26 protein-coding genes are annotated in these 24,896 nt (G+C 73.7%); 13 read left to right on the forward strand and 13 right to left on the reverse strand.

Annotation, left to right across the window (positions count from 1 at the left end):
- Window positions 1-113: 113 nt before the first annotated feature.
- From ABZ914_RS20990 to ABZ914_RS21005, 4 genes are all read right to left on the reverse strand, one after another.
- Window positions 114-1,397 carry an ABC transporter permease subunit gene (locus ABZ914_RS20990; protein ID WP_190864751.1) on the reverse strand — a complete coding sequence of 428 codons (1,284 nt, stop codon included), beginning with the start codon at window positions 1,395-1,397 and terminating at the stop codon, window positions 114-116.
- 13 nt (window positions 1,398-1,410) lie between these two features.
- A complete protein-coding gene (locus ABZ914_RS20995; RefSeq protein WP_190864749.1) occupies window positions 1,411-2,196 on the reverse strand; it encodes an ATP-binding cassette domain-containing protein in 786 nt (261 codons plus the stop codon).
- 196 nt (window positions 2,197-2,392) lie between these two features.
- Window positions 2,393-3,484 (reverse strand): sugar ABC transporter substrate-binding protein, encoded by a 1,092-nt coding sequence (locus tag ABZ914_RS21000; RefSeq protein ID WP_190864747.1) that lies wholly within the window; start codon window positions 3,482-3,484, stop codon window positions 2,393-2,395.
- Between the two features lie 549 nt (window positions 3,485-4,033).
- Window positions 4,034-4,330, reverse strand: a complete 297-nt coding sequence (locus tag ABZ914_RS21005) for a hypothetical protein (protein ID WP_190864745.1) — start codon at window positions 4,328-4,330, stop codon at window positions 4,034-4,036.
- A 209-nt stretch (window positions 4,331-4,539) separates the two neighbouring features.
- Here ABZ914_RS21005 and ABZ914_RS21010 point away from each other — a divergent pair, with 209 nt between their 5' ends.
- Window positions 4,540-5,181, forward strand: coding sequence for a hypothetical protein (locus tag ABZ914_RS21010; protein ID WP_500194956.1), 642 nt, complete (start codon window positions 4,540-4,542; stop codon window positions 5,179-5,181).
- 66 nt (window positions 5,182-5,247) lie between these two features.
- Here the strand turns inward: ABZ914_RS21010 and ABZ914_RS21015 are convergent, their stop codons facing one another.
- Window positions 5,248-5,919 (reverse strand): hypothetical protein, encoded by a 672-nt coding sequence (locus tag ABZ914_RS21015; RefSeq protein ID WP_500194957.1) that lies wholly within the window; start codon window positions 5,917-5,919, stop codon window positions 5,248-5,250.
- A 178-nt stretch (window positions 5,920-6,097) separates the two neighbouring features.
- Between ABZ914_RS21015 and ABZ914_RS21020 the strand changes: the two genes are divergently transcribed.
- Window positions 6,098-7,171, forward strand: a complete 1,074-nt coding sequence (locus ABZ914_RS21020; protein ID WP_500194959.1) for an Rv1352/Rv1906c domain-containing protein — start codon at window positions 6,098-6,100, stop codon at window positions 7,169-7,171.
- A 4-nt stretch (window positions 7,172-7,175) separates the two neighbouring features.
- On the opposite strand, the gene ABZ914_RS21025 is transcribed toward ABZ914_RS21020, so the two are convergent.
- Window positions 7,176-8,150 carry a UbiA family prenyltransferase gene (locus ABZ914_RS21025; protein ID WP_500194960.1) on the reverse strand — a complete coding sequence of 325 codons (975 nt, stop codon included), beginning with the start codon at window positions 8,148-8,150 and terminating at the stop codon, window positions 7,176-7,178.
- Window positions 8,151-8,305: 155 nt separating this feature from the next.
- On the opposite strand from ABZ914_RS21025, the gene ABZ914_RS21030 reads away from it, so the two are divergent.
- Window positions 8,306-9,271: a zinc-binding dehydrogenase gene (locus ABZ914_RS21030; RefSeq protein WP_500194962.1), complete on the forward strand. Its 966-nt coding sequence runs from the start codon at window positions 8,306-8,308 to the stop codon at window positions 9,269-9,271.
- On the opposite strand, the gene ABZ914_RS21035 is transcribed toward ABZ914_RS21030, so the two are convergent.
- Window positions 9,268-9,855: an HAD family hydrolase gene (locus ABZ914_RS21035; protein WP_500194964.1), complete on the reverse strand. Its 588-nt coding sequence runs from the start codon at window positions 9,853-9,855 to the stop codon at window positions 9,268-9,270. The genes ABZ914_RS21030 and ABZ914_RS21035 overlap by 4 nt on opposite strands.
- Before the next feature lie 170 nt (window positions 9,856-10,025).
- On the opposite strand from ABZ914_RS21035, the gene ABZ914_RS21040 reads away from it, so the two are divergent.
- Window positions 10,026-10,694, forward strand: coding sequence for a TetR-type transcription factor C-terminal domain-containing protein (locus tag ABZ914_RS21040; protein ID WP_190864733.1), 669 nt, complete (start codon window positions 10,026-10,028; stop codon window positions 10,692-10,694).
- Between the two features lie 66 nt (window positions 10,695-10,760).
- Here ABZ914_RS21040 and ABZ914_RS21045 read toward each other — a convergent pair whose 3' ends face one another.
- Window positions 10,761-12,887 (reverse strand): MMPL family transporter, encoded by a 2,127-nt coding sequence (locus tag ABZ914_RS21045; protein ID WP_500194966.1) that lies wholly within the window; start codon window positions 12,885-12,887, stop codon window positions 10,761-10,763.
- A gap of 258 nt (window positions 12,888-13,145) precedes the next feature.
- On the opposite strand from ABZ914_RS21045, the gene ABZ914_RS21050 reads away from it, so the two are divergent.
- Window positions 13,146-13,373: a hypothetical protein gene (locus ABZ914_RS21050; RefSeq protein WP_190864729.1), complete on the forward strand. Its 228-nt coding sequence runs from the start codon at window positions 13,146-13,148 to the stop codon at window positions 13,371-13,373.
- On the opposite strand, the gene ABZ914_RS21055 is transcribed toward ABZ914_RS21050, so the two are convergent.
- The 3 genes from ABZ914_RS21055 to ABZ914_RS21065 all read right to left on the reverse strand — a co-directional run bounded on the left by ABZ914_RS21055 (window position 13,351) and on the right by ABZ914_RS21065 (window position 15,085).
- A complete protein-coding gene (locus ABZ914_RS21055; RefSeq protein ID WP_433139467.1) occupies window positions 13,351-14,022 on the reverse strand; it encodes a response regulator in 672 nt (223 codons plus the stop codon). The genes ABZ914_RS21050 and ABZ914_RS21055 overlap by 23 nt on opposite strands.
- 279 nt (window positions 14,023-14,301) lie before the next feature.
- Window positions 14,302-14,601, reverse strand: coding sequence for a Dabb family protein (locus ABZ914_RS21060; protein WP_500194969.1), 300 nt, complete (start codon window positions 14,599-14,601; stop codon window positions 14,302-14,304).
- Window positions 14,602-14,629: 28 nt separating this feature from the next.
- Complete coding sequence (locus tag ABZ914_RS21065) at window positions 14,630-15,085, reverse strand: flavodoxin family protein (protein WP_433238710.1); 456 nt, start codon at window positions 15,083-15,085, stop codon at window positions 14,630-14,632.
- A 194-nt stretch (window positions 15,086-15,279) separates the two neighbouring features.
- Between ABZ914_RS21065 and ABZ914_RS21070 the strand changes: the two genes are divergently transcribed.
- The 4 genes from ABZ914_RS21070 (at window position 15,280) to ABZ914_RS21085 (ending at window position 19,739) form a co-directional block, all read left to right on the forward strand.
- Complete coding sequence (locus ABZ914_RS21070; RefSeq protein ID WP_500194971.1) at window positions 15,280-16,935, forward strand: bifunctional lysylphosphatidylglycerol flippase/synthetase MprF; 1,656 nt, start codon at window positions 15,280-15,282, stop codon at window positions 16,933-16,935.
- A gap of 106 nt (window positions 16,936-17,041) precedes the next feature.
- Window positions 17,042-17,890: an SMP-30/gluconolactonase/LRE family protein gene (locus ABZ914_RS21075; protein WP_500194973.1), complete on the forward strand. Its 849-nt coding sequence runs from the start codon at window positions 17,042-17,044 to the stop codon at window positions 17,888-17,890.
- A gap of 75 nt (window positions 17,891-17,965) precedes the next feature.
- Window positions 17,966-18,481 carry a nitroreductase family protein gene (locus ABZ914_RS21080; protein ID WP_500194975.1) on the forward strand — a complete coding sequence of 172 codons (516 nt, stop codon included), beginning with the start codon at window positions 17,966-17,968 and terminating at the stop codon, window positions 18,479-18,481.
- Between the two features lie 88 nt (window positions 18,482-18,569).
- The gene (locus ABZ914_RS21085; protein WP_500194977.1) at window positions 18,570-19,739 is read left to right on the forward strand and encodes a serine hydrolase domain-containing protein; all 1,170 of its coding nucleotides are present in this window, start codon (window positions 18,570-18,572) and stop codon (window positions 19,737-19,739) included.
- Between the two features lie 33 nt (window positions 19,740-19,772).
- Here ABZ914_RS21085 and ABZ914_RS21090 read toward each other — a convergent pair whose 3' ends face one another.
- Window positions 19,773-20,507: an SDR family NAD(P)-dependent oxidoreductase gene (locus tag ABZ914_RS21090; RefSeq protein ID WP_500194978.1), complete on the reverse strand. Its 735-nt coding sequence runs from the start codon at window positions 20,505-20,507 to the stop codon at window positions 19,773-19,775.
- A gap of 83 nt (window positions 20,508-20,590) precedes the next feature.
- On the opposite strand from ABZ914_RS21090, the gene nfi reads away from it, so the two are divergent.
- The 3 genes from nfi to ABZ914_RS21105 all read left to right on the forward strand — a co-directional run bounded on the left by nfi (window position 20,591) and on the right by ABZ914_RS21105 (window position 22,816).
- On the forward strand, window positions 20,591-21,277 hold the full coding sequence (nfi, locus tag ABZ914_RS21095; protein ID WP_500194979.1) for a deoxyribonuclease V: 687 nt from the start codon (window positions 20,591-20,593) through the stop codon (window positions 21,275-21,277).
- 106 nt (window positions 21,278-21,383) lie between these two features.
- On the forward strand, window positions 21,384-21,953 hold the full coding sequence (locus ABZ914_RS21100; RefSeq protein ID WP_433139491.1) for a TetR/AcrR family transcriptional regulator: 570 nt from the start codon (window positions 21,384-21,386) through the stop codon (window positions 21,951-21,953).
- Window positions 21,954-22,054: 101 nt separating this feature from the next.
- The gene (locus ABZ914_RS21105; RefSeq protein ID WP_500194981.1) at window positions 22,055-22,816 is read left to right on the forward strand and encodes a glucose 1-dehydrogenase; all 762 of its coding nucleotides are present in this window, start codon (window positions 22,055-22,057) and stop codon (window positions 22,814-22,816) included.
- A gap of 58 nt (window positions 22,817-22,874) precedes the next feature.
- Here ABZ914_RS21105 and ABZ914_RS21110 read toward each other — a convergent pair whose 3' ends face one another.
- Complete coding sequence (locus ABZ914_RS21110; protein WP_500194983.1) at window positions 22,875-24,251, reverse strand: amidase; 1,377 nt, start codon at window positions 24,249-24,251, stop codon at window positions 22,875-22,877.
- Between the two features lie 73 nt (window positions 24,252-24,324).
- Here ABZ914_RS21110 and ABZ914_RS21115 point away from each other — a divergent pair, with 73 nt between their 5' ends.
- On the forward strand, window positions 24,325-24,885 hold the full coding sequence (locus ABZ914_RS21115) for a TetR/AcrR family transcriptional regulator (RefSeq protein WP_190864706.1): 561 nt from the start codon (window positions 24,325-24,327) through the stop codon (window positions 24,883-24,885).
- Window positions 24,886-24,896: the final 11 nt, after the last annotated feature.

Below are 24,896 nucleotides of genomic sequence, written 5' to 3' on the forward strand. Positions count from 1 at the left end.
CCGCCCCGCCCCCCCCCCCCACCCAGCCCCCCCCCGGCCCCCCCCCCCGCCCCCCCCCGGGCGTCTCCCGCGTTCACGGGGTCCCGGCCTTCAGGGGGAGGGCCGGCACGGGATCACCGGCCGGTGTTGCTGCGGCGGCGCCGCGCCAGGGCGTCGATGCTCGCCGCGAACAGCAGCACGATCCCGGTGATGAGGAAGCTCAGGTACGCCTTCGTGCCGAGCAGCCCGAGACCGTTGTCGATGATGGCGATGACCAGGCCGCCGAGGACCGCGTCGCGGGCCTTGCCGCGCCCGCCGAACAGGCTCGTCCCGCCGATGACCGCGGCGCCGACCGCGTACAGCAGGGTGTTGCCGCCGCCGGCGTCGGGGGTGACCGAGTTCAGCCGGGACGCGGCGACGATGCCGCTGACCGCCGCGAACCCGGACGCAATGATGAACACCGAGATCCGGATCCGGGTGACGTTGATGCCCGCGCGGCGGGCCGCCTCGGCGTTGCCGCCGACCGCGTAGATGTGCCGGCCGTACGGGGTGCGGGCCAGCACGAACGTGCAGACGATGAGCAGCACGCCGACCAGCGGGACGCCCCACGGCACGCCGCCGAGGAAGATCAGCGGGCTGGCGGCGCGGTCCTGGCTGAGCAGGTAGGTGCCGAGCAGCAGCGCCGCGGCGACCACGACCGACTGGGCGATCACCAGCTCGACCGGCCGGGAGTGCAGGTTGCGGGCCTGCTGGCGGCGCCAGCGCAGCAGCTGCGTCCCGGCGTAGCCGGCCGCGCAGACCGCGGCGAGCGTCCAGCCGAGCCAGATCGGCATGTTCTTGTTGGCCAGCGCCACGATGAAGTCGTCGCGGACCGGCACCGTGCCGCCGTCGCCGATCAGCTTCAGCGTGATGCCCTGGATGCCGAGGAAGAACGCCAGCGACACGACGAACGACGGGATGCGCACGACCGCGACCAGCCAGCCGATCGCGGTGCCGATGACGACGCCGACCGCCAGTGCGGAGATCACCGCGACGTACCAGGGCTGGCCGCTGTCGGCGATCAGCTTGGCCATCACGGCGGCGCAGACGCCGCTCGCGACACCGGCGGACAGGTCGATCTCGCCCAGCAGCAGGACGAAGACCAGGCCCATCGCGAGGATCACGATGGGCAGCGCCTGCGTACACAGGTTGGCGATGTTCTGGTTGCTGAGGAAGGTGTTGGGCCGCAGCGCGAAGAACAGGACGATGAGCGCGGCGAGGCCGAGGATCGCGGGCAGCGCGCCCAGCTCACCGGCCCGGATGCGGCCCCAGTAGTCCAGTAGCGCCGAGCGCACGTCGTGCTCGCGGCGGTCGGCGGCGAAGTCCGAGTCCGCCAGCTTCACGGCGGCCTCCTTGCCCTCGGGGAGTTCGGTGGACACCTCGGTCCCCCTTTCAGATGCTCTCGGCGGCGGTCTGCGGCGCGAGGCCGAGATCACCGGAACGGCCGGCGGTGATGAGCTCCACGACCTGGCCGTGGGTGACCTCGGAGCGTGCCACGTCCGCGGCGACCCGGCCAAGGTAGAGCGCGGTGATGCGGTCGGCCACCTCGAACACGTCGTTCATGTTGTGCGAGATGAGCACGACGGCGTGCCCGGTGTCGGCGAGCCGCCGGACGAGGTCGAGCACCTGCCGGGTCTGCGCGACGCCGAGCGCGGCGGTCGGCTCGTCCAGGATGACGACCTTGGACTCCCAGAGCGCCGCCTTGGCGATCGCGACGGTCTGCCGCTGCCCGCCGGACAGGCTGGCGACCTGCTGGCGCACCGACTTGACGGTGCGGACGGACAGCCGGGCGAGGGTCTGCCGGGCCGCCTCCTCCATGGACGCCTCGTCCAGCACGATGCCCCGGCGGCGCTCGCGGCCGAGGAACATGTTCTGCACGATGTCGAGGTTGTCGGCGAGCGCGAGGTCCTGGTAGACGACCTCGATGCCGAGGTCGGCCGCGGCGCGCGGACCGTCGACGGTCACCTCGCGGCCGTCGAACTCGATCTTCCCCGAGTCGATCGGGTAGATGCCGGCGATGCACTTGATGAGGGTGGACTTGCCCGCGCCGTTGTCGCCGACGAGGGCCATCACCTCGCCCAGCCGCACGGCGAAGTCCACGTCGTGCAGCACATGGACGGCGCCGAAGCTCTTGTTGAGCCCGGTCAGGCGGAGGACGGGGTCTCCGTTTTCTGCCACGTGATTCCTTCCAGGGGTAGCGCGGGCCCGTTTCCTTCCGGGGGGTTGGCGCGGGCCCGTGGCGGGCCCCAGGGACGTCCCGGGGTTCCGGGCTCCCGGGGCGTCCTCAGCGGGTGGGGCCCGCCACGAGGGTCAGTACCGCCCGGGGGTGCGACCCCCCGCTTCCCCGGGCGACATCGACGGGGTCAGTGCGAGGTCACTGGATGCCGGCGTCCTTGCACTTGGCCGCGTAGGCGCCCTTGCACAGGTCGGCGGCCTTGACGAACTGGTCGTCGGTGACCTGCTTGACGTTGTCCTTGAAGATGCCGATCGGGTTCAGCAGCACCGAGGGGACGTCGCGCTTGCCCTGCGGGTCGTTGGTGGTGCCGTTGGTCTCGCCCTTCTGGCCCTTGATGAGGGCGACGGCGAGCTTGGCGACCGCGTCGGCCTCCTGCTTGACGGGCTTGTACACGGTCATGCACTGGGTGCCGTCCAGGATGTTCTGCAGTCCCTGGAGGGTGGCGTCCTGGCCGGTGACCGCGACCTTGCCGGCCTGCTGGTTCTTCTTCAGGATGGAGATCGCGGCGTTGCCGAGGCCGTCGTTGGCGGCCAGCACGCCGTCGATCTTGCCGTGCTGCTCGGTGTACATCTGCTCGAAGATCGTCGCGGCCTTGTCCGGCTTCCAGTCCGGGACGGCCTGCTCGGCGACCTTCTTGTAGGTCGACACCTGGTCGAGGATGTTGTGCGCGCCCTTGGCGAACAGCGTCGCGTTGTTGTCGGTCGGCGAGCCGTTCAGGTAGGCGATGTTGGCGCTCTTGCCGCCGAGGCACTTCTGCAGGCCCTTGCCGAGCTCCTCGCCGACCTTCACGTTGTCGAAGGAGACGTAGTAGTCGGAGACGCCGCCGAGGGTGAGCCGGTCGTAGTCGATCGTCTTGACGCCCTGGGACTGCGCCTTGCGCTGGACGGCGCCGGCGGAGTTGGAGTCGATGCCGTCCACGATCAGCACGGTGACGCCGCTGGTGATCATCTGGTCGGCGATCGTCTGGAACCGCTGGGTCGAGCCCTCGGCGTTCTGGATGTCGTACTGGACGCCGGCCGTCTTGAACGCCTGCTCGAGGTAGGGGCGGTCGAAGCTCTCGTAGCGGACGGACGAGGTGGTGTCGGGCAGGATCACGCCGACCTTGCCCTTCACCGCGCCGGAGCCGGAGCCGGAGCCCTTGTCGCCGCCGCCGTTGTCGTCCCCGCACGCGGACAGGGTGAGCGCCGCGGCCGCCGAGAGGGCCATGAAGCTGAGGATCCCCTTGCGCATTGCCCGGGTCCTTTCTTGGGGGTGGCCGCATGGCGCGGCCGAGGGTTCGCAGCGCCGGCGAGCGCGGTCGCACCTCTACCGGCGTGAATGTTGTGTCCCGCAACTTATGTCCGGCTCGTCCGGAACGCCAGACCTCTCGCCCGGCTAATTTGTTGTGGGCAGTAACAATCCCGTAACGCGAGATCAACACGGGGGAAACGAAGGAGGGCGCTGATCGGGGCGGCGGAACCGGAGGTCAGGGCGTTCCCGGGCCGCGCGCGGCATATGTTCGGCGGGTCAACATTCACCCGGACCCGCGGTCAACCCGCGGCGCGAAGCTTGGCGTGCGGGGCGCGGCGCGGGCGCGGCGCCGGGCGCGGCGAAGGCCGTGATCACGCGATCGCGGTCCCGGTCCGTGCCGGGAGCCGCCGCATGATCACGGTGCCGTCGTGCTCCGATGGGACCCGCCCGTCCCGCGTCGGCGTGACCGCGGGCGCCGCGGTCCCGGGACGGGCGGCAATGCGTCCGGCGGCCGGTGCGGCCCCGGGACGTCCCCGCCCGGCGGGCGGGTCAGTGGACCGAGAGGACCAGCGCGACCCGGTCGGCCGCGGCGGCGACGTCGTCGGCGGGAGCGATGCGCTCCGCCCACGACCACCAGTACCACCATCCGTCGGCGCCCCGCTCCGCGAGGATGTTCTCCGTCAGGGCGGAGGCGTCCGGATTCATCACGTGCAGGCTGGGCGACTGGCCCCGAGGCAGCGTGAGGCGCACCCGAAGGCCGCGTTCGACCAGCTCGCCGCCCAGCTCTTCCAGATATTCGATCCGCGTCCGAGCGGGCGCGGCGGTTCCCGTATCGTCAGGCGTCATCCTTGTCTTCCCCGTGGACTCCGCGCGGCCCGACGAGATCTCACCCTCCCCCTTCCCCGGCCCGGGTGCAAGCACTGCGGCCCGGTCGGTGCGGGTGCGGCGCGAACTCCGGCGGCGCGGCGAGCGTCGCAAAGGGCGCGGCGCCCGGCGGCCGCGAACGGCATCCGGGATATGTTGCGCATGGCACTCGAAGGGGGAAGTTGGGGCGTATGGCGATGGCGAGCGCGGGCGCGAACCCGGAGTGGACCCGGCCCGACCAACGGCTGCCCGAGCGGCGCCCGGCGGAGGGGACCGCTCCGCCCTCCCCGGGGGGCACCTGGCACCGGATGCACTACGCGGTCGGGGTCTTCCTCATCGCGTACGGGGTGACCGGCCTGGCCGGCGCGGCGCTGCTGTGGAGCGACCGGCGCAAGGAACTCGGCGACTACTTCGGCTCGGGGAACGCGGGCACGCTGCTGATCCTGGCGAAGGCGGCCGAGGCCGTGCTCGTCGCGGTGGCCGCCGCGGGGCTCGTCCGCCGCCGCGACGTGTGGTTCGTCCCGGCGCTGGCCGGCTGGATGGCGGGCTTCGCGGTGTTCGCGGTCCTGGACGTGTTCGACGGCCGCCTGGGCGGGCTCGTGGAGCACCTGCTCTACCTCGCGGGCTTCGTGGTGCTGCTGTTCGTCTCGTACGGGCTGAGCGCGAAGGCGCAGGTCGGCAGCGGTGCGGCGATCCGCGCCTCGGCCGCGTCGCCCGCGCCGGCCGGCCCCGGGCAGGACGGCGGCGCGCCCGGCGGGGAGGGCGAGCCGCGGCGGCTCACCCGGACGCAGGAGTTCGCGCTCGCCGCGCTCAACCGGCTGCCGCGCCGCTGATCCGGGCGCGCCCCGGCGCGCCCGGACGGCACGGGAGCGTCCGGACGCCACTGGAGGGTCCGGACGTCAGCGGACGATCCACGCGATGGCCGTCATCGTCCCCGGCGGCACCTCGGTGAAGCCGCCGTCGCGGACCGCGACGGCCGCCTCCTTGACGCAGCGCGACCACGCGACGTCCCGGACCAGGTGGACGGGCGCGCCCGCCTCGATCCACGCCGCGACGTCCTTGCGCCGGCCCTGCCGCAGCAGCAGCTGCGCGGCATGCCCGCTCTGCGCCGCCGCCTTGCCGGTCGTCATCGTCACGTCAGGGTTCAGGGCAAGCGCGGCGTACGGCGGGGCGGGCGGAGGCGGCGGCTCCTCGGCGTCCGCGAGGTCGAGGCCGGCCACCTGGAGCTTCGCCAGTTCCGGCGGGACGTCCGCGACCGGCCCCGGTGGGAACGCCCGCACCTGCGCGCCCGCGTGCTCGACCGTCACGCCCGGCAGCGCCTGCGCCTCCGGCCACCGCACTCCGCGCGCGCGCCGCGTCACCTTCCGGATCCGCCGCGACTCCCATTCGTGCACCGCGTGCCGCCATTCCCCGTCGGGCTCGGTGGCGCGCGGGTCGGTGAGCAGCCGGACGACGGCGGTCGCAGCGGCCTCGCAGACCGCGCCGTGAGTGGGCGGATCGGCCTTTTCCGCACGTACCACCAGTTGCATCGCCCAGGGCGGGTCGTCGAGAGGGTCGTAAGCAGGTCGCACCCATGGAGTATTCCAAACCGGTTCCGATGTCCGTGACGCCGCTTTCCCGGGGACGATGTGGGTAATGCAACTGTTGTCGTCTCCCGGGCGTCGGTCCTGTCGCGGGCGCAGCACGGTGGGACGGCCCTCGCCGGAGGGGGGCGAGGGGCACGGCGAGAGGTCGGGTCGGAGGTCGCCGGTGACCAGTGGCGCGTGGAACGAGTCCATCCCCGGAGTCGGTACGTTCTTCGTCGGCATCGACGTCGCCCCGGGGCGGTACCGGTGCGACGACGCCGGGGGCGGCTGGTGGGTCCGCTTCACCGGCCCCGGCGGGGGCGACCCGGTCGGCATGTGGCCGCTGCCCGCCGGCGGTACCGAGGTCGAGATCGAGCCGACCGACTTCGCGTTCGAGACCCACGTCGGCGCGTACTGGCGGCGGATCGCCCCGCCGCGCCGCGCCGGGGACGGCCCGGCGGCCGAGCCGCGCCCGGTCGCCGACCCCGCGCTGCGCGCCGAGCTCGACACGCTCGTGGCGCGCCGCCGCCCGCTGCTGTGGCTGGCGCCGCTGACCGTCCTCGGGCTCGGCCTGCTCGGCTCGCCGCTGCTCGGCTCGCTGTGGCTGATCGGCCTCGGCATGCTCGCGGTCCTGGTCGCGCTCGGCACCCCGTCGGTCTCGCTGGACCTGCGGCGCGCCCGCGAGCTGGAGCGCCGCCGGCACCGCTACCTCACCCCCGAGGACTTCGACGGGCCGGGCCGCGCGCTGCTCGTCCGCCTGCAGGCCGCGGTCGACGCCGTCCGCGACTCGCAGGTCAACCGGGAGGGGCTGCTGGACACGGTCGACAACGCGGTCACCCTGCCCCGGCAGGAGTGGGAGATCGCGCAGGTCCTGGCGCGGCAGTCGAAGCTGCGCAGGGAGCAGGAGGAGATGGCGGAGGCGGCGCCGCTGCCCGAGGTGGAGGCGGCGCTGCGGCCGCTCCGCGAGAAGCTCGACATCTCCGTCGAGGCGGTGACGCGCCGGATCGAGGCCCTCGAACGGTACGCCGAACGCGCCCGCGCCGCCGACGAGGCGCTGGCCGCGCACCGCCACCTGGAGTCCCTCGCGGCGAAGGCGCACGAGTACGACGAGCTGCTCGCCGACACCGTCCGCGACGACCTGGCGCTGCCCGCGATCGAGCGGCTCACCGAGCAGGGCGACGCGCTCGTCCGGACGCTGCGCGAGCGGCTCGCGAAGGCCGCCGAGGCCGGCGGCGAGCTCCCGCCCCCGCCCGCCTGACCGCTCAGAGCACCCGCGCGTACGTCAGCGCGAACACCAGGTACGGGACGAGGAACATCCAGCTCGCCACGACGATGCCGTGCAGCACCTCCCCCGGTTCGCGCGCCCGGCCGAGGAAGCGGTGGTACGCCCAGACCAGCACCGGCGCGGACACGGCCTGCGTCCACAGCGTCCGGTGCGGGAACACGTACCCGGTCGCGGCCAGCGTCACCGCGAGCGCGCACGACGCCGTCCACGCGGCGAGCCCGATCCGGTACGCGCCGCGCGGCCCGAGCCGCACGGCGATGGTCCGGTACCCGCTGGCGAGGTCGGCCTTGTAGTCGGTGACGGTCGTCGGGACGTACAGGGCCGTCGCGACCAGGACGCCCTCGACGGCCATCACCCACGGGAAGCCCTCGATGGGGCGCACGACCGTCCAGCCGGCCAGCAGCGCGAAGCCGCCGACGCCGGCCGCGTTGGTCGCCACGTCGAAGCCCGGCCGGTCCTTCAACCGGACCGGCGGCACGCTGTACAGCCAGCCGAGCACCAGGAACCCGAGCGTGACCAGCGCGAACGCCGGCCGCACGGTCAGCGCGACGAGCAGCGCCGCCGCCGCGGTGACGTGCGCCGCGACCAGCGCCCCGTGCACGCTCAGCCGCCCGTCGACCAGCGGCGCGTCGTCCTTGCGCGGATTCCTCAGGTCGCCGTCCAGGTCGAAGGCGTCGTTGATGGCCAGCACCGCCAGCCAGACCAGCGGACCCCACACGACCAGCCCGGTCAGCACGGGCGCGGCCGCGTCCAGGCACCGTCCGCTCATCGGCACGCACGCGTCCTGGCCCGCGACCAGCCACCGCGTCGCGAGCAGGTGCCCGACGTAGAACGGCACGAGCGAGACGAGCCAGATCGCCGGCCTCGCGATGAGCCACAGGTCGAGCAGCACCCGCCACCGCTGCGCGGCGGCCCGCACCGGCACCCGGCTCCGCGTCCGAGAAGCGCGCATACCGTCACCCCCAGGGTTCCAACGCGCCCCCACCCCTATTGGACACTACGTCCAGACGCTCTGCGGGCACCAGTGCCCGGGAGCTCCCGTCCCATGCGCGGCCGGCCGGGATGATCCCGGTGGGGTGGGTAGTTGTTCCCGGAGTGGAGTCGATCATGATGCGGGCGGCCGTCGCGGAGCGGCCGGGGCCGCCGGACGTGCTGCGCGTGCGCGAGGTGCCGGTTCCGGAGCCGCGGCCGGGGTGGACGCTGGTGAAGGTCAGGGCGTTCGGGCTGAACCGGTCGGAGATGTTCACCCGGCAGGGGCACTCCCCTGGCGTGCGGTTCCCGCGCGTGCTCGGGATCGAGTGCGTCGGGGAGGTCGCCGCGGGCGGGGTGCTCGCGCCGGGGACGCGGGTCGCGGCCGTCATGGGCGAGATGGGGCGCGCGTTCGACGGCGGCTACGCCGAGTACGCGCTGCTCCCCGACGACCTGCTGATCCCCGTCGCGACCGAGCTGGACTGGGAGGTCTTCGCGGCGCTGCCCGAGACGTACCTCACCGCGCAGGGGTCGCTGGACGCGCTGGGCGCGGACGGCGGGACGCTGCTGGTGCGGGGCGGGACGTCGTCGGTCGGCATGGCGGCGCTGTCGCTCGCCAGGGGGCTCGGCCTGCGGACGATCGCGACGACCCGCAACCCCGGCAAGGTCGAGGCGCTGGAGGCGGCGGGCGCCGACCACGTCGTCCTGGACGACGGCGGCATCGCGGACGGGGTGCGGGCGATCGTCCCGGACGGCCCGGACCACGTGCTCGAACTCGTCGGCGCGTCCACCCTCGTGGACTCCCTCGGCCTCGTCCGCAAGGGCGGCACGGTGTGCATGACGGGCATCCTGGGCGGCGCGTGGGTGCTTCCCGAGTTCGAGCCGATGCAGGCGATGCGGAGCGGGACGCGGCTCACCGTGTTCCACAGCGACGACGTGCAGGGCGCGGCGGGCGCCGCGACGCTGCAGCGGCTCGTGGACGAGGTCGGGAGCGGCCGGTTCCGGCCGAACGTCGACCGGGTCTTCGCGCTGGACGAGATCGCCGACGCGCACCGGTACATGGAGGCCGACGAGGCGACGGGCAAGCTCGTCGTGCGCCTCTAGCCGAGAAGGGCGCGGATCTGGTCGGGGCCGGTGAAGACCTCGGCGGCCATGCCGGTCTCGCGGGCGGCGAGGACGTTGCGCTCGGTGTCGTCGATGAACAGGACGTCGGCGGGCTTCACGCCGAGGCGCTCGGCGCAGATGCGGTAGGCCCGCGGGTCGGGCTTGGCGACGCCGATGGCGCACGAGTAGGTGAGCGCGTCGAACCGGGACAGCCAGCTCCCGTGCCGCGCCTCGAAGCGGGGGACGAGGTCGGCGATGATGTTGGAGAGCAGGCCCAGGGTGCGCCCGCCGTCGGCCAGCTCGTGCACGAGGGCGACCATGCGCTCGTCGGCGTCCGTCCAGCTGCGCAGGTCGGCGTCGATCAGCGCGGGCACGTCGGGGAACGCGGTGCCGAGGGCGGCGGCGACGTCCGCCCAGTAGGCGGCGCTCTCCTGGCCGGCGTCGTAGGCGGGGCGCAGCGCCCAGTACGCGTCCCAGAACGGGGCGCCGGAGACCCCGGCGATCTCCTCGATCTCCCGCACGGCCTCGGGGGTCTGGGTGCGGGCGATGACGCCGAACAGGTCGAAGACGATCACATCGGGCATGGTCCGAGGGTATGCGGGGCGGCCCGGTGCGGGCGTCGCGGGGCGGCGGACGTCGCGCCGCGTCGCGACGCGGGAGCCCCGGGTGATGGAACAAGCGCTTGGGCACACCGTAAACTGCCGTTGACGCGCGGACTGAGCAAGCGGTTGGGCGCGCACGGCATAATGAGAGGGTGACGACCACGAGCGCGAATTCCGGGCGGGCGAGGCCCCGGGCCGCCGGCGAGGGCGGCGCGCGCCGCCGCGGCAAGGGCTCGCCGGCCCTGGCGTCGGAGCGCCGCGAGCACCTGGTCAGGCTGGCCGCGGACCTGTTCGCGGAGAAGGGCTTCCAGGCCACCACGGTCCGCAACATCGCCGACGAGGCCGGCATCCTGTCCGGCAGCCTCTACCACCACTTCGACTCCAAGGAGTCGATCGTGGACGAGATCCTGACCGGCTTCTTCGACGAGATCATGGCCGCCTACCGGGCCGAGATCGACGCGGGCCGCGACCCGCGGGAGACGATCGCCGGGCTCGTCCGCATCGCGTTCAACTCCCTTGAGCCGCACCGCGCCGCGATCACGGTCATGCAGAACGACTGGAACTACCTCCAGGGCATGGACCGCTTCGCCTACCTCACCAAGTCCGAGGACGAGGTGGAGAAGATGTGGGTCGAGACCATCGCGGCGGGCCAGGAGCAGGGGCTGTTCCGCGAGGACCTCGACCCGAAGCTGACCTACCGGATGATCCGCGACACGATCTGGGTGGCCGTCCGCTGGTTCAAGCCGGGCGGACGGCTCGACGCCCAGAGCCTCGGCGAGCACTACATCAAGGTCATGTTCGACGGGATCAACACCCACTAGCCCCGGGCGGACGCCTGCGGCCCGCGGGCCCGGCGCCCGCCGTCCCCCGCCGGCGGGCGATGCCCGCTATCCCCCTACCGGCACGCCCGGGCGCTCCGGCGCGCTCTCGAGGCGGCGGCGCGGCAGCAGCCGCGCGATCGGTCCGGGCAGCCACCAGTTCTTCTCGCCGAACAGCTCCATCAGGGCGGGGACGAGCACCATCCGCACGACGGTCGCGTCGATCAGGATGGCGACGCCGAGGCCGAGGCCGATCTGCTTGACGGCGACGTTCGCGCCGAGCAGCACCGACAGGAACACCATCACCATGATCGCGGCGGCGGCGGTGATGACCCGCGCGGTGCCGGCGAGGCCGCGCGCGACGGCCTCCCGGGTGGGCACGCCCGCCTCGTGCGACTCGCGGATCCGCGACACGAGGAACACCTCGTAGTCCATGGACAGCCCGAACAGGATCGGGAACATCATCAGCGGCACCCAGGTGGTGACCGGCATCGAGGTGGGGAAGCCGAGCGCCTTGCCCGCCCAGCCCCACTGCACGACGGCGGTCAGCACGCCGTAGGCGGCGGCGATCGACAGCAGGTTCATCAGCGCGGCCTGCAGCGCCACGGTCAGCGAGCGGACGAGCGCGACGAGCAGCAGCAGCGACAGCCCCACCACGATCGCGATGAGCAGCGGCAGCCGGTTCTGCACGTCGTCGGCGAAGTCGATGGACGCCGCGTTCTGGCCGCCGACGTAGGCGCGCAGGTCCGTGCCGCGGGTGACGCGGGGCAGCACGTCGTCGCGGAGCCGGTGCACCAGCCGCGGGGTGGCCTCGTCCTGCGCGCCGGTGGTCGGGAACGCCATGATCAGCGAGACGGCCCCGTCGGGGCTGGTGCGCGGCGGCTGGACGGCCGCGACGCCCGGTGCGGCGCCGACGGCCGCGGCGACCGGCGCCGGGTTCCCGCCCCGGGTGACGATGACCAGCGGCGCGGCGGTGCCGGGCCCGAAGCCCTCGGCCATGATCTGGTTCGCGGCGCAGCCGCTGGTGTCGTGCGGCTGGGTGCTGGAGTCGGGCAGGCTGAGCCGCATCGACAGCGCCGGCACCGCGAGGGCGAGCAGCAGGGCCGCCGCGGCCAGCCCGGTGACGACCGGGTGGTTCTGGACGACCCGGGCCCAGCGCTCGGCGAGGGGGCGGCGCGCCCGGCCGAGGCCCGGCACGCGGAGCCGGTCGATGGCCCGGCCGGTGAAGCCGAGCAGCGCGGGCAGCAGGGTGACGGCGGCGAGCATCGTCATCAGCACCGCCACGCCGGCGGCGACGGCGACCGCGTTGAACAGCTTCTGCTGCATGACGAACAGGCCCATCAGGGCGATCACGACGGTGCTGCCGGCGAACAGGACGGCGCGTCCGGCGGTGGTGACGGCGGTGACGGTCGCCTCCTCCGGTTCCTTCCCGGCGGCGAGCTCCTCCCGGTAGCGGGTGACGATGAACAGCGCGTAGTCGATGCCGACGCCGATGCCGAGGAGCGCGGCGACGATGGGCCCGAACGACGGCGCGGGCAGCAGGTGCGCGATCAGCGCGATGAGCCCGAGGCCGGAGCCGATGCCGAACAGCGCGGTCACGATCGGCAGTCCCATCGCCAGCACCGAGCCGAACGCGATCAGCAGGATGACGACGGCGGCGAGCACGCCGATCCCCTCCGACGAACCGCCGCCCGCGGTCTCGGCGTTGTCGATCGCGGCGCCGCCGAGCTCGATCCGGACGGGCCCGGAGTCGCTGCGGACGTCCTTGATGAGCTTGGTGACGTCCGTGGTGGGCACGTCGTTGGTGGGGACGTCGAGGTTCGCGGTGGCGAACGCCGTCCGGCCGTCCTTGGAGATCTGGCCGGGGACGTCGTAGGGCGAGGTGACGGAGGCGACGTGCGGTGTCCTGCCGAGCCGGTCGACCGCCCGGGTCACCCGCTCCTTCGCGGCGGCCGAGCGCACGCCGGCGTCCGCCCGCACGGCGAGCGTGATCGTGTCGCCGCTGCGCTTGGGGAAGTGCTCGTCGAGCAGCTTCTTCGCGGTCGCGGAATGGGAGGAGCCTCCGGTGAAGTCGTTGAGCGGCTTGACGGCGAAGCCGTAGCCGAGGACCAGCACGGCGAGCGCGCCGACGATCCAGGCGGCGACGACGAGCCATCGCCTCCGATAGCAGACCCGGGCGAGCCTGGCCAGTTTCATGGGAACCACCTTCGCGGGAGTCCGCGGGTAGAGAACACGTCGTTCCCGAAAGCGTGGCTCGCGCACCCGGCCCGCGTCGTCGGGCGGGCGGCGTCTTCCGGGAGGCCCGCTACTTCCGCAGGAGTACATCCGGCGCGGTATCCCACCGTTGGGGCCCCCGAGCCTCCATAGTGTGCTTAGTCACAATTTGCCGAGTAGGGGTGACGCATTGGTCCGTGGGGACGCTGTTACTGAGGAGATCATCGGGGGGAGGGCGGCATGACGGCTCCACAGGGCGCCGGCCGGGACGAGCCCACGCCGGCGGCGTTCCGCGCCGCCACGGCGCGCGGCCTGCAGGAGCAGTTCCCGGGCGTGCGCGTCTGGTTCGGCGAGGCGACCGGGTCCTGGTGGGCCCTGGTCCCGCTGCGGGACGGCCCGCGGCTGCTGGAGGCCCCCACTCCGCAGCAGCTCCGCGACGAGATCCTCAACTCGCGGACCCGGGGGTGACCAGCCCCGACTCGTAGGCGAGCACCACCAGCCGGGCCCGGTCGCGCACCCCGAGCTTGCTCATGGCCCGGCTGACGTGCGTCTTGGCGGTGAGGGGGCTGACCGCGAGGGCGCTCGCGATCTCGGCGTTGGACAGCCCCCGCCCGACCAGCCGCACGACCTCCCGCTCCCGGTCGGTGAGGCTCTCGAGCCGGCCGACGGCGGCGGGGGCGGGTCCGGGGCGTCCGCCGACGAAGCCCTCGATGACGGCGCGGGTGACGGCGGGGGCGAGCAGCGACTCGCCGCCCGCCACCACCCGCACGGCGTTCACCAGTTCGACGGGCTCCATGTCCTTGACGAGGAAGCCGGCCGCTCCGGCGCGCAGCGCCAGGTAGATGTGCTCGTCGTCGGTGTAGGTGGTGAGGGCGAGGACGCGCACGTCGTCGAGCGCGGGGTCGGAGGCGATCCGGCGGGTGGCGGCGAGCCCGTCGGTGCCGGGCATCCGCAGGTCCATGAGGACGACGTCGGGCCGCAGCCGGCGGGCCAGCTCCACCGCCGCGTCGCCGTCCTCGGCCTCGCCCACGACCTCGATGCCGTCCTCGCCGGACAGCAGCATCCGGAACCCGGCCCGCACCAGCGACTGGTCGTCGGCCAGCACCACTGTGATCACGCCTGCTCCCCCGTCCGCCGGGCCCCCGTCCGGCCCGGATGCGACGGCGCAACCGTACGACGATTCGGGCCGCGGGAGGAATCGGACCGTTCCCACGAGGGCGCCGACGGAGGACGGAGGAGGGCGGGCGCAGGCCGTCCGCCGGGAACGGGGCGCGATCCGTTCCCGGCGGGCGTTTTGTGAAACTAACCTGAAAAGTGCTCCGACACAAGCGCTTGCTCGGTAAGCGTTGTGTGGGACAGCGCACATCGCGCCGCCCCGGTCCCGGCCCGGCGCGCGTCAGGTCTCGTACTGGATGGCGGCCCGCTCCGCGACGATCGGCGTGATGAACTCGTCGATCACCGCCCGGTGCGCCGGATGGTCGCGGTACACCAGGTAGTCGTCCTTGCCCACGAAGTCCGCGACCACGACGAACTCGTAGGACCCCGGGTTCACGCCCGCGTCGAGGCCGACGCTGTACCCGCGGATCTCCGGGATGACCCCGGTCAGCTCGCGCAGCTTCGCCGCGACCTCCTCCTGCTGGCCGATGGTCGTGCCCTCGGCCCACCTGAACATCACCACGTGACGGAAACCGCTCATGCGGGCACGCTACCGAGAACCGGCGGGCTCAAACGGTCCCGAGCTCCGCGGCCGCCACCGCGCCGAGCTCCCAGCACGCCTCCAGGTCGGCCTTGCCCGGCTCCCCCATCACCACCACCGGCGGCTGAACCGCCCTCCACTTCAGCCCCGTCGTGATGGACTCCAGCGCGCGCAGCGCCCCGGCGGCGTCGTTGTTCCCGTGCAGGAACGCCCCGAACGGCCGGCGGATTGTCTCGTCCAAGCACGGGTAATAAATCTGGTCGAAGAAGTGCTTGAGCGCCCCGGAGAGATAACCGAGGTTCACAGGGGAGCCGAGGAGGTAGCCGTCCGCCTCGAGGACGTCCACGGCGGAGGCGGTCAGCGCCGGACGGGAGACGACCTCCACGCCCTCGATCTCGTCCGTGCGCGCCCCCGCGCGCACCGCCTCGACCATCGCCTGGACGGACGGCGAGGGCGTGTGATGAACGAGCAGGAGCCTCTTCACCCTCACGAGACTAACCAGTTTCCCCTCGGGTGGCCGGGTACGGCCGTCGTGGGGGCGAGGACCGCCGGAGTCGCCGAACGCGACGTCATAGGAGGTGTCCGGACGACGCTGACCATGAGCGGCCAAAGATAACGTCCGATCCGGGGAATGAGTTCCAAAGGATCATGGTTGGGGCTCAGCGGAGGTGTCCTCTCGTGCATGCAGCGAAATCGGCCGAACGCGCCGGCGGCGAGCCACTGCCCGTCTGGCCGCTGGCGCTCGTCGCCGCGTTCGTCGCCGTCCTGATCGCCGTGCCCGCCATGGCATGGTCCCCGCACTGGCTCGACCGGCTGTCGGCGGTGGTGACCGGAACACCGCTCGCCCCCGCGCACGCCGTCTCCCTGGGGCTGGTGCTCCTGCTGATCGCGCGCGGCGTCCTGCTGCGCCGCCGGGCCGCCTGGTACGGCCTGGTCGCGCTGGTCGTCCTCGGCCTGCTCGCCGTCGTGGCGGGCGACGACGCGCCGTGGCGGGTGCCGCTCCTCGCGGCCGTCCTGGTCGGGCTCTGGGTGGAGCGCGACCGCTTCCCCGTCCGCCCGCACCCCGACCGGGTCCGCACCGCGGTGAAGACCGGCGCGCTCCTGGTGATCGGCGCGGTGGTCGGGTCCGTGCTGGTCGGCGGCGTCTCCGTGCGGTCCGTGCGGGTCGTCGCGAGCGGCCTCGGCGCCACCGGCGCGCGCATCGACGGCGCGTCCTGGCTGCCCGGCGTGCTCGGCCTGGCCGGCGCGGTGGGCCTGCTCGCCCTGGTGATGACGCTGCTGGCGCCCGACCCCGCGCCGCCGCCCGGCGACGAGGACGAGCGGCGCCGCGTCGCCGGCCTGGTCGCGCATCCCGGCTCGGACACCCTCGCCCCGTTCGCGCTGCGCCGCGACAAGGCGTACGTGTTCAGCCCGGACGGGCGCGCCGCGATCGGCTACCGGGTGCTGTTCGGCATCGCGGTCGCGGGCGGCGACCCCGTCGGCGACCCGAAGTCGCACGCCGCCGCCATCGCGGAGTTCCTGGAGCTGTGCCGCAGGACCGGCTGGCGGCCCGCGGTGCTCGGCGCGAGCGCCGACCTGCTGCCGGAGTGGGGCCCGCTGCGCTCGTTCGGCTTCGGCGACGAGGTCGTCGTCCGGCCGGAGGAGTTCACGCTGTCGGGCCGGCAGATGCGCAACGTCCGGCAGGCCGTCAAGCGCACCGTCAACGCCGGCGTCACCACCGAGATCCTGCCCGAGCGCGAGCTGTCCGCGGACCTGCGCGCCGCGCTGCTGGAGGTCGCGTCCGGCTCGCTGGGCGGCGCCGCCGAGCGCGGCTTCTCGATGAACCTCGACGAGCTGCTCACCGGCTACCACCCCGGCGCGGTCGTCGCGGTCGCCTACGACGAGGACAAGAAGCCGATCGCCTTCCAGCGGTACGTGACGGCGGGCGAGGGCATCAGCCTGGACGCGATGCGGCGCTCCCCCGGCGGGCCGAACGGCGTCAACGAGCGGCTGATCACCGAGATGATCGAGTACGCGGGCGAGCACGGCCACGCGCTCGTCTCGCTGAACTTCGCGGCCTTCCGCGAGCTGCTGGACGCCGAGCAGCGCGGCGCGCTGGAGAAGGCCGGCTACCAGGCCCTGCACCTGCTGGACCCGCTGATCGCGGTCGAGTCGCTGTACCTGTTCGACAAGAAGTTCCGGCCCGCCTACAAGCCGCGCAGCATCGTCTTCCGGTCGTGGTTCGACATCGTGTGGCTGGCGGCGGCGCTGCTGACGCTGGAGTTCGGCCGCACGAAGCCGGCGTCCGCCGCGGAGGAGCCCGTCACCGAACCCGCCCACCACTACATCCGCTAGCGATCCCCGCGCCCCCGACCCGAGACGACCTCCGCCGCGACGCTGTCGATACCGGCGGAGGTCGTTCGTGTAGAGGGTGGAATGTTCCCGGCGAGGGGCGAGGGTGATGACGATGCGGGAGATCCGGACGCTGGTCGGCGGGCGGGGGCTGGTGGAGTCGCCGCGGTGGCACGACGGGCGGGTGTACTTCTCCGACTGGACGGCGGGCGAGGTCCTCGCCGCCGATCCGGACGGGCGCTGCGAGGTGGTCGCGCGGGTGAAGTCGCTGCCGCTGTGCACGGCGTGGCTCCCGGACGGCGGGCTGCTGCTGGTCGACTCGCCCGGCGGGCGGCTGCTGCGGCAGGACGGCGACGGGACGCGGACCGTGCACGCGGACCTCGGCCGGGCGGGCTGGAACGACATCGTCGCGGACGGCCGCGGCAACGCCTACGTCAACCGCGCCGGGTTCGACCCGATGGCCGGGGAGGAGTTCCGTCCCGGGTCCGTGTTCCTGGCCGCGCCCGACGGGACGGTCCGGGAGGTCGCCGGTGACGTCGCGTTCCCCAACGGGATGGCGGTGACTCCGGACGGCTCGACGCTGATCGTCGCCGATTCCTACCGCGGCGAGCTGGTGGCGTTCGCGATCGGCGCCGGGGGCGGGCTGTCGGACCGGCGCGTCTGGGCCGACCTGGGCGACGGGACGCCGGACGGCATCTGCACCGACGCGGAGGGGGCCGTCTGGTACGCGGACGTGCCGCACGAGAGGTGCGTGCGCGTCGCCGAGGGCGGGGCGGTCCTGGACGCCGTCGAGGTGGACCGGGGCGCGTTCGCCTGCGCGCTGGGCGGCCCCGGCAGGACGACGCTGTTCATCACGGCGGCGGAGTGGCAGGGCATGACCGAGCCGGAGCCGGTGCGGCCGGGCAGCGGGCGCCTCCTCGCCACGGATGTCGAGGTGCCCGGCGCGGGCTGGCCCTGACCGGCACCGCTCCCCGCCGCGGCGCCGTCGGCGACCCGGCCGTTTCCCGAGGTGGGCGGCGGGTAGCGCACTCGCGTGGAGACCTGGAACGCCATCACGTCCCGGCGCAACGTCCGGGAGTACCGCGACGACCCGATCCCGCCCGATGACCTCGACCGCGTCCTGGAAGCGGCGCGGCGGGCGCCGTCGTCCAAGAACTGGCAGCCGTGGGACTTCGTCGTCGTGACCGACCGGGACCGGCTCGCCGAACTGGCCGCCGCGGGCGAGTACGCGGCGCACGTCCCCGGTTCGGCGGCGACGATAGCGCTGGTCATGCGCGACTACGACGACCCCGCCGAGCGGGAGACCGCGCGGTTCGACCTCGGGCAGGCGATGCTGAGCATGATGCTCGCGGCCGTCGACCTCGGGATCGGCAGCGGGCACGCGACGGTGATGGACCAGGCGGTGGCGCGCCGCGTGCTCGGCCTGCCGGACGACCGGTACTGCGCCTACCTGCTCGCGCTGGGGTACCCGGCGGGCCGTCCGCTGAAGCCCGTCCGGAACCCGGCCCGGCGGGCGTTCGAGGACGTGGTGCACCGCGACCGCTGGTGACCGTCGGGAGGGAATGACGCGGGACCGATGCCCGGACTTCTGGAATCTTCGAGCATGATTCTAGAAACCCCCGTGGAGAGGACCGGGCATGAGCAGCACTGTGCAGGGGCACTGCGATCCGGCGTTCGCCGCCGTCCGTGAGGTGTTCGAGCAGCATTTCGCCGACGGCAGGGAGCTGGGCGCCGCCGTCGCCGTGTACGCCGGGGACCGCAAGGTCGTGGACCTGTGGGGCGGCGTCGCCGACCACCGGACCGGGCGCGCCTGGGCCGCCGACACGCCGTGCTTCGGCTTCTCCTGCACCAAGGCGGTGACGGCCGCGGCGGCGCTGCTGCTCGCCGAGCGCGGCGCCTACGACGTGGACGGCCCCGTCACCGCGTGGTGGCCGGAGTTCGGCGCGCACGGCAAGGACGCCGCGACGGCGGCGCACCTGCTGTCGCACCAGGCAGGGCTGCCCGCGTTCGACCGTCCCGTGTCGGCCGAGGAGGCGGCGGACCCCAAGGCCCTCGCGGACCTGCTCGCCGCGCAGGAGCCGGAGTGGACGCCGGGCGAGACGCACGGCTACCACGCGCTGACCTACGGCTGGCTGGCCGGGGAGATCGTCCGGCGGCTGTCCGGCACGCCGGTCGGCGCGTTCGTGAAGAAGGAGTTCACCGGCGACCTGGACATGTGGATCGGGGCGCCGGACGAGGTGATCGAACGCGCGGCGAAGATGACCGCGCGGGGCCGCGTGTCCGGTGCGGCCGACGCTCCGAAGACCGCGGCCGGCGACGTGCTCAAGCGGATCGCCGCGGCCTACGGCGACCCGCAGAGCCAGATGAACCGGGCGCTGAACAACCCCCATCCGGGCAAGGGCGGCTACAACAACCCGGTGGTGCTGCGCGCCGGCTGGCCGTCCGCCGGGATGCTCGCGACCGCGCCCGCGTTCGCGGGGTTCTACCGCGATCTGGTGGCGGGCCGGATCGTGCGCCCGGACACGCTGCGCGAGGCGTTGCGCCGCCGGGTGTCCGGCCCCGACCGGACGCTCATCGTGGAGAGCTCGTTCGGGCTCGGGTTCATGCGCCCGTCGCAGACGTTCTTCGTCCCGAAGGCGGCGCGGGAGACGGCGTTCGGCCACACCGGCGCGGGCGGCTCGATCGGGCTCGGCGACCCGGACGCCGGGCTGGCGCTGGCGTACCTGCCGAACCGGATGGGCGAGCAGGTGTCGGGCGACCTGCGGGCGTTCCGCCTCACCGAGGCCGCGTACGCGTCCCTGGGCTGAGCCGCGCCCGCCCGCCGCTTCGGCCGGGCCGGGTCACTGCATGGTGATGCCGCCGCTGACGGACACGGTCTGGCCGGTGATGTAGCCGGCGCGGTCGGTGCACAGGAACGCGACCAGGCCGGCCACGTCGTCCGGGCGGCCGATGCGGCGCAGCGGGATCTGCCTGGCGAGCTTCGCCAGCAGGTCCGGGTGCCGGTCGGACACCGCCCGGACCATCGGCGTGTCCGTCGGCCCGGGGCACACCACGTTGGACGTGACGCCGCCGGCCGCCGCCTCGCGGGCGAGGGACTTGGCGAGCCCGAACAGCCCGGACTTGGTGGCCGCGTAGGCGCCTTCGCCGCCGGCGCCGGCGCGGGCGCCGTCGGAGGAGACGAACACCAGCCGGCCCCACCCGCGCTCGGTCATCCCGGGCAGCAGCGCGCGGGTGAGCTGCATCGGTGCGCGCAGGTTGACCCGCCACATCAGGTCCCAGTCGGCGGGGTCGCTGTCGACGAACGGCTCGACGATGCTGACGCCCGCGTTGTGGACGAGGACGTCCACCGGCCCGGCGCTTGCCGTGAACGCGTCGATGGACGCCGGATCGGTGAGGTCGACGCGGGCGGCGGCGCCGCCGGTCCGCTCCGCGACGTCCTCGGCGGCGGCGAGGTCGAGGTCGGCGACGACGACGCGCGCGCCGAGCGCGGCGAGGTCGGCGCAGATCGCCCGGCCGATGCCGCCCGCGCCGCCGGTGACGACGGCGGTGCGTCCGTCGAGGGTCATGCCGTCCATCGGTCCTCCGCTCCGCCCGCTCGTGCCCTCACCGTAGCCGCCGCCCGCGTCCGCGCCGGAGAGGGCCGGTAGCGTGCCGGTTCATGGAGGTACGCGACCTGCACCCGTGGCCGTCGACGCCCGAGGAGGCGGAGGCGATCCAGGACCGGCTGCGCGCGATGCTCGAACTCGGCGTCCCCGGCCCGGCGAACCCGCGCACCGTCGCCGGGCTGGACGTCTCGTACGCGGGCGACGGCGGCGGGACCGGGGCCCGGCTGGCCGCCGCGGTGGTCGTCCTCGACGCGGCGACCCTCGACGTCGTGGAGGAGTCGGTCGCCGTCGGGACGGCCGCGTTCCCCTACGTCCCGGGCCTGTTCGCGTTCCGCGAGCTGCCCACCCTGCTGGACGCGCTCCGCGCCCTGGAGACCACGCCCGACCTGCTCGTCTGCGACGGTTTCGGGATCGCGCACCCCCGCCGGTTCGGGCTGGCGTGCCATCTCGGGGTGCTGACCGGGCTGCCGACGATCGGCGTGGGCAAGACCGCGTTCGTCGGCGCCTACGACCCGCCCGGACGGCGGCGCGGCGACGCGAGCCCGCTGGTGGACGACGGCGAGGAGGTCGGGCGGGTGCTGCGGACCCGCGACGACGTGAAGCCGGTGTTCGTGTCGGTCGGCCACCGCACCGACCTCGACTCGGCGTGCCGCGACGTCCTCGCGGTGACGCCCGAGTACCGCCTTCCGGAGACGACTCGCCGGGCGGACCGGCTGTCCCGCGACGCACTCGGAGGCTGATGGCGCGAGACGGCGCCTTCCTCGACGTCGGCGCGGGGAGATGGCAGGCTCTTCGGTAACACGCGGCGGCCGGTCCGGCCGTCCGCGCCACCGCTGGACGGTGCCCATGCAACCGCGCCCGATGCGGGCGGACGCCCGCCGCAACTACGAACGACTGATCAGCACGGCCCGCGCGGCCTTCATGGAACACGGCACGGGCGCGTCCCTGGACGACATCGCCCGGCGCGCGGGCGTCGGGTCCGGGACGCTGTACCGGCACTTCCCCACCCGCGACGACCTGCTGCACGCGGTGCTCCGGGAACGGATCGAGGGGCTGCTCGCGCACGCCGCCGCGCTGATGCGCGAGCCCGACGCGGACGCGGCGCTGGCGGACTGGCTGCGCGGCTACCTGGCCGGCGCGATGACGCCGCGCGGCACCTCGACCGTGCTCATCGAGGCGATGTCGCCGCGGTGGTCGGCGACGCGGCTCGGCTCCGCGGCCGCCGCGATCCGCGACGCGGTCGGCGGGCTGCTGGAGCGGGCGCAGCGCGCGGGCGCGATCCGCGCGGACGCCGACGCCGCCGACCTGCTGCGGCTGACCAACGCGATCGGCGTCGCGGCCGAGCGCGCCCAGGACCCCGCCGGGTACGCCGACCGGATGCTGGCGCTGCTGTTCGACGGGCTGCGCACGCGCTGACCGGCGCCCGCCGCTCCGGGCCGCCTTGTTCGGCGAACCAAGCGTTCGCTAGTTTGGTGGGGCGCCGCGGTCGCGGTCGCCGCTGGGAGCGAGGAGCGTTGATGGGGCAGCTTGACGGCAAGGTGGCGCTGATCACCGGTGGTGCGCGCGGCATGGGCAAGGCCCATGTGAAGCGCTTCGTCGCCGAGGGCGCGAAGGTCGTGTTCGGCGACGTCCTGGAGGAGGAGGGCGGCAAGCTCGCCGCCGAACTCGGGGACGATGTCCGGTTCGTCCGCATGGACGTGACGTCGCCCGCCGACTGGGAGAACGCCGTCGGCACCGCGACGTCGGAGTTCGGCGCGCTGAACATCCTGGTGAACAACGCCGGCATCATCCGCTACAAGACCATCGAGGACATGTCGCTGGACGAGTTCCGGCAGATCATCGACGTCAACCTGATGGGCCAGTGGCTCGGCGTGAAGTCGGTGACGGCCGCGATGCGCGAGGCCGGCGGCGGCTCGATCGTCAACGTCTCCTCGACCGAGGGCTTCGTCGGCGCGGACGGCCTCGCCGCCTACAGCGCCAGCAAGTTCGGCGTCCGCGGCCTCACCAAGTCCGCGGCCCGCGAGCTCGGCGAGTACGGCATCCGCGTCAACTCCATCCACCCCGGCGGCATCGTCACCCCGCTGTTCATGCAGGACGACATCATCGCGGCCAAGGCCGACAGCGCCGACGCGCTGATGAAGGCGCTCCCCCTCGGCCGGATGGGCAAGACCAGGGAGGTCTCCGGCCTGGTCGTCTACCTGGCGTCGGACGACTCGTCGTACTGCACCGGCAGCGAGGTCCTCGTCGATGGCGGCCTGCTGACCGGCGCCGGCTACTGAGCGCGCCGGGCCGCCGGTGACGGACGGGACCCCCGCACCGGCGGCCCGACGCGGGCCCTCATCGGGGACGGCGCTCCGTCCACCGCTCGACGACCTCCAGCTGCGCCGCGAGCGAGATCAGCGTCGCCTCGTCGGAGTCATGGCCGAGCAACTGCGCCCCGATCGGCAGTCCGTTCTTCGTGAAGCCCGCCGGGACGTTCACGCCGGGCCACCCGAGCACGTTCCACGTCCATGCGTAGGGGCACGCCGCGGCCACGCCCGACTGCGTCTTCTGGTAGCCGGCGCCGTCGAAGGCACCGACCTTCAACGGCGGCTGCGCGGTCGTCGGCGTCAGCACCACGTCGGCGAACCGGAAGATGCGCCCGACCTTCTTCTGCAGGTACGGGTCCATCCTCCTGGCCAGCGGGAGCAGCCGCTTGCCGACGAGGCGCCCGATCCGCGCCTCGGCCTCCGTCCGCGCCTCCGGCCGCGCGTTCGGGATCGAGTCGAGCCAGTCCGCGACGCCGGCCGTCCCGCGCGGGATCAGCCCGAGGCCGACCAGGCCGTAGTCCGGATCCGCGGGGAACACCTTGTGCCCCAGCTCGGTCAGACGCCGGGAGATGCGCTCGACCGCCGCCCGGATCTCCGGATCGAGCTTCCCGCTCACCCCGAAGGCCGTCCGGTACGACACCGCGATGCGCAGCCGCCCCGGCTCCCGCCTCGTCGCGTCCACGAAGGGCAGCACCGGACGCCCCACCTGGTACGCGTCCTCCGGATGGCTGCCCGAGAGCACGTCCAGCAGCAGCGCCGCGTCCTTGACGCTCCTCGCCAGCGGACCCCACACGGTGATCCCGTTGAAGGGATCGGTGTGGGGATGACCGGAAACGCGCCCCCGCTGCGGCTTGATGCCGACCAGCCCGGTCCACGCCGCGGGGATCCGGATCGACCCCGCCCCGTCGGACCCCACGGCCCCCGCGACCATCCCCGCCGCCACCGCCGCCGCGGACCCGCCCGACGACCCGCCCGGCGTGTACTCCGGGTTCCACGGGTTCCGCGCGGCGCCGTACGCCGGCGACTCGCTGAACGGCCACAGCCCGATCTCGCACGTCGTCGTCTTGCCCACGACGATCGCGCCGGCGGCCCGCAGCTTGCGGACCACCTCGCCGTCCCGCACGGCCGGCCGGTGGTCGCCGGCCACCGCGAACGGCGTGGTCTCCCCCTCGATGTCCGTGTCGTCCTTGATGGCGACCGGCACCCCGAGCAGCGGCAGCCGCTCCCCCTCGGCCAGCCGCTTGTCGGCCTCCCGCGCCTCCTCCACCGCGGCCTCCCGCACGACCCGGAAGGCCCCGAGGGACTCCTGCCGCCGGATGCCGTCCAGCGACGCCTCCACCAGTTCCGCGGAGGACACCTCGCCCTTCCGCAGCGCGTCCGCCTGAGCGGCCAGACCCAGCTCCACGCCCACCTCCGGCATATCGTTCGTTCGAACGAACGATAGCGTCCGCGCCGTGTTTGGGGAAGACTGTGCAGCAATGAGCGCCCGCGACCAGATCCTCCACGCCACCCTCCGCCTGATCGGCGAGCAGGGCATCGGCGCCGTGACCAACCGCGCGGTCGCCCGCGCGGCCGGCGTCTCCCTCGGCTCCCTCACGTACCACTTCCCCAGCCAGGACGAGCTGCTCCGCGAGGCGCTGCGCGCCTTCGTGGACACCGAGATCGCCCGCATCACGGCCTACGCCGAGGGCCTGCGCGAGTCCGGCATCGCCCCCGTCGACGCCGCCGACCTGGTGGAGAAGGCGGTCGTCGACTTCGCCTACGGCCCCGAGCAGATCGCCAACCTCGAACTGCACCTGCACGCCGCCCGCGATCCCGCCATCCGCGACACCTCGGCCCGCTCCGTCGAGGCCTACGACCGGCTCGCCACCGCCGTCCTCACCGCCCTCGGCATCCCCGACGCGGAAAGGCACGCCCCGGCGATCGTCGCGATGCTCTACGGCCTCGCCGTCCGCCGCCTGGCCACCGGCGACACCGCCGCCACCGGCACCGCGGACGCCTTCCGCCTCCTCCTCCTGGGCGCCCTCCCCCGCGACTGAGAAAGGCCTCT

It is taken from the genome of Spirillospora sp. NPDC046719, assembly GCF_040645715.1.
Taxonomy (GTDB): Bacteria; Actinomycetota; Actinomycetes; order Streptosporangiales; family Streptosporangiaceae; genus Spirillospora.

Bases quoted from the DNA above. Each gene is read 5' to 3' on its own strand.
- ABZ914_RS21045 (WP_500194966.1), bottom strand. From the start codon at position 12,887: ATGAAACTGGCCAGGCTCGCCCGGGTCTGCTATCGGAGGCGATGGCTC.
- ABZ914_RS21025 (WP_500194960.1), bottom strand. From the start codon at position 8,150: ATGCGCGCTTCTCGGACGCGGAGCCGGGTGCCGGTGCGGGCCGCCGCG.
- nfi (WP_500194979.1), top strand. From the start codon at position 20,591: ATGGAGGTACGCGACCTGCACCCGTGGCCGTCGACGCCCGAGGAGGCG.
- ABZ914_RS21050 (WP_190864729.1), top strand. From the start codon at position 13,146: ATGACGGCTCCACAGGGCGCCGGCCGGGACGAGCCCACGCCGGCGGCG.
- ABZ914_RS21005 (WP_190864745.1), bottom strand. From the start codon at position 4,330: ATGACGCCTGACGATACGGGAACCGCCGCGCCCGCTCGGACGCGGATC.
- ABZ914_RS21060 (WP_500194969.1), bottom strand. From the start codon at position 14,601: ATGAGCGGTTTCCGTCACGTGGTGATGTTCAGGTGGGCCGAGGGCACG.
- ABZ914_RS21100 (WP_433139491.1), top strand. From the start codon at position 21,384: ATGCAACCGCGCCCGATGCGGGCGGACGCCCGCCGCAACTACGAACGA.
- ABZ914_RS21030 (WP_500194962.1), top strand. From the start codon at position 8,306: ATGATGCGGGCGGCCGTCGCGGAGCGGCCGGGGCCGCCGGACGTGCTG.
- ABZ914_RS21105 (WP_500194981.1), top strand. From the start codon at position 22,055: ATGGGGCAGCTTGACGGCAAGGTGGCGCTGATCACCGGTGGTGCGCGC.
- ABZ914_RS21085 (WP_500194977.1), top strand. From the start codon at position 18,570: ATGAGCAGCACTGTGCAGGGGCACTGCGATCCGGCGTTCGCCGCCGTC.
- ABZ914_RS21075 (WP_500194973.1), top strand. From the start codon at position 17,042: ATGACGATGCGGGAGATCCGGACGCTGGTCGGCGGGCGGGGGCTGGTG.
- ABZ914_RS21000 (WP_190864747.1), bottom strand. From the start codon at position 3,484: ATGCGCAAGGGGATCCTCAGCTTCATGGCCCTCTCGGCGGCCGCGGCG.
- ABZ914_RS21115 (WP_190864706.1), top strand. From the start codon at position 24,325: ATGAGCGCCCGCGACCAGATCCTCCACGCCACCCTCCGCCTGATCGGC.
- ABZ914_RS21035 (WP_500194964.1), bottom strand. From the start codon at position 9,855: ATGCCCGATGTGATCGTCTTCGACCTGTTCGGCGTCATCGCCCGCACC.
- ABZ914_RS21010 (WP_500194956.1), top strand. From the start codon at position 4,540: ATGGCGATGGCGAGCGCGGGCGCGAACCCGGAGTGGACCCGGCCCGAC.
- ABZ914_RS21090 (WP_500194978.1), bottom strand. From the start codon at position 20,507: ATGGACGGCATGACCCTCGACGGACGCACCGCCGTCGTCACCGGCGGC.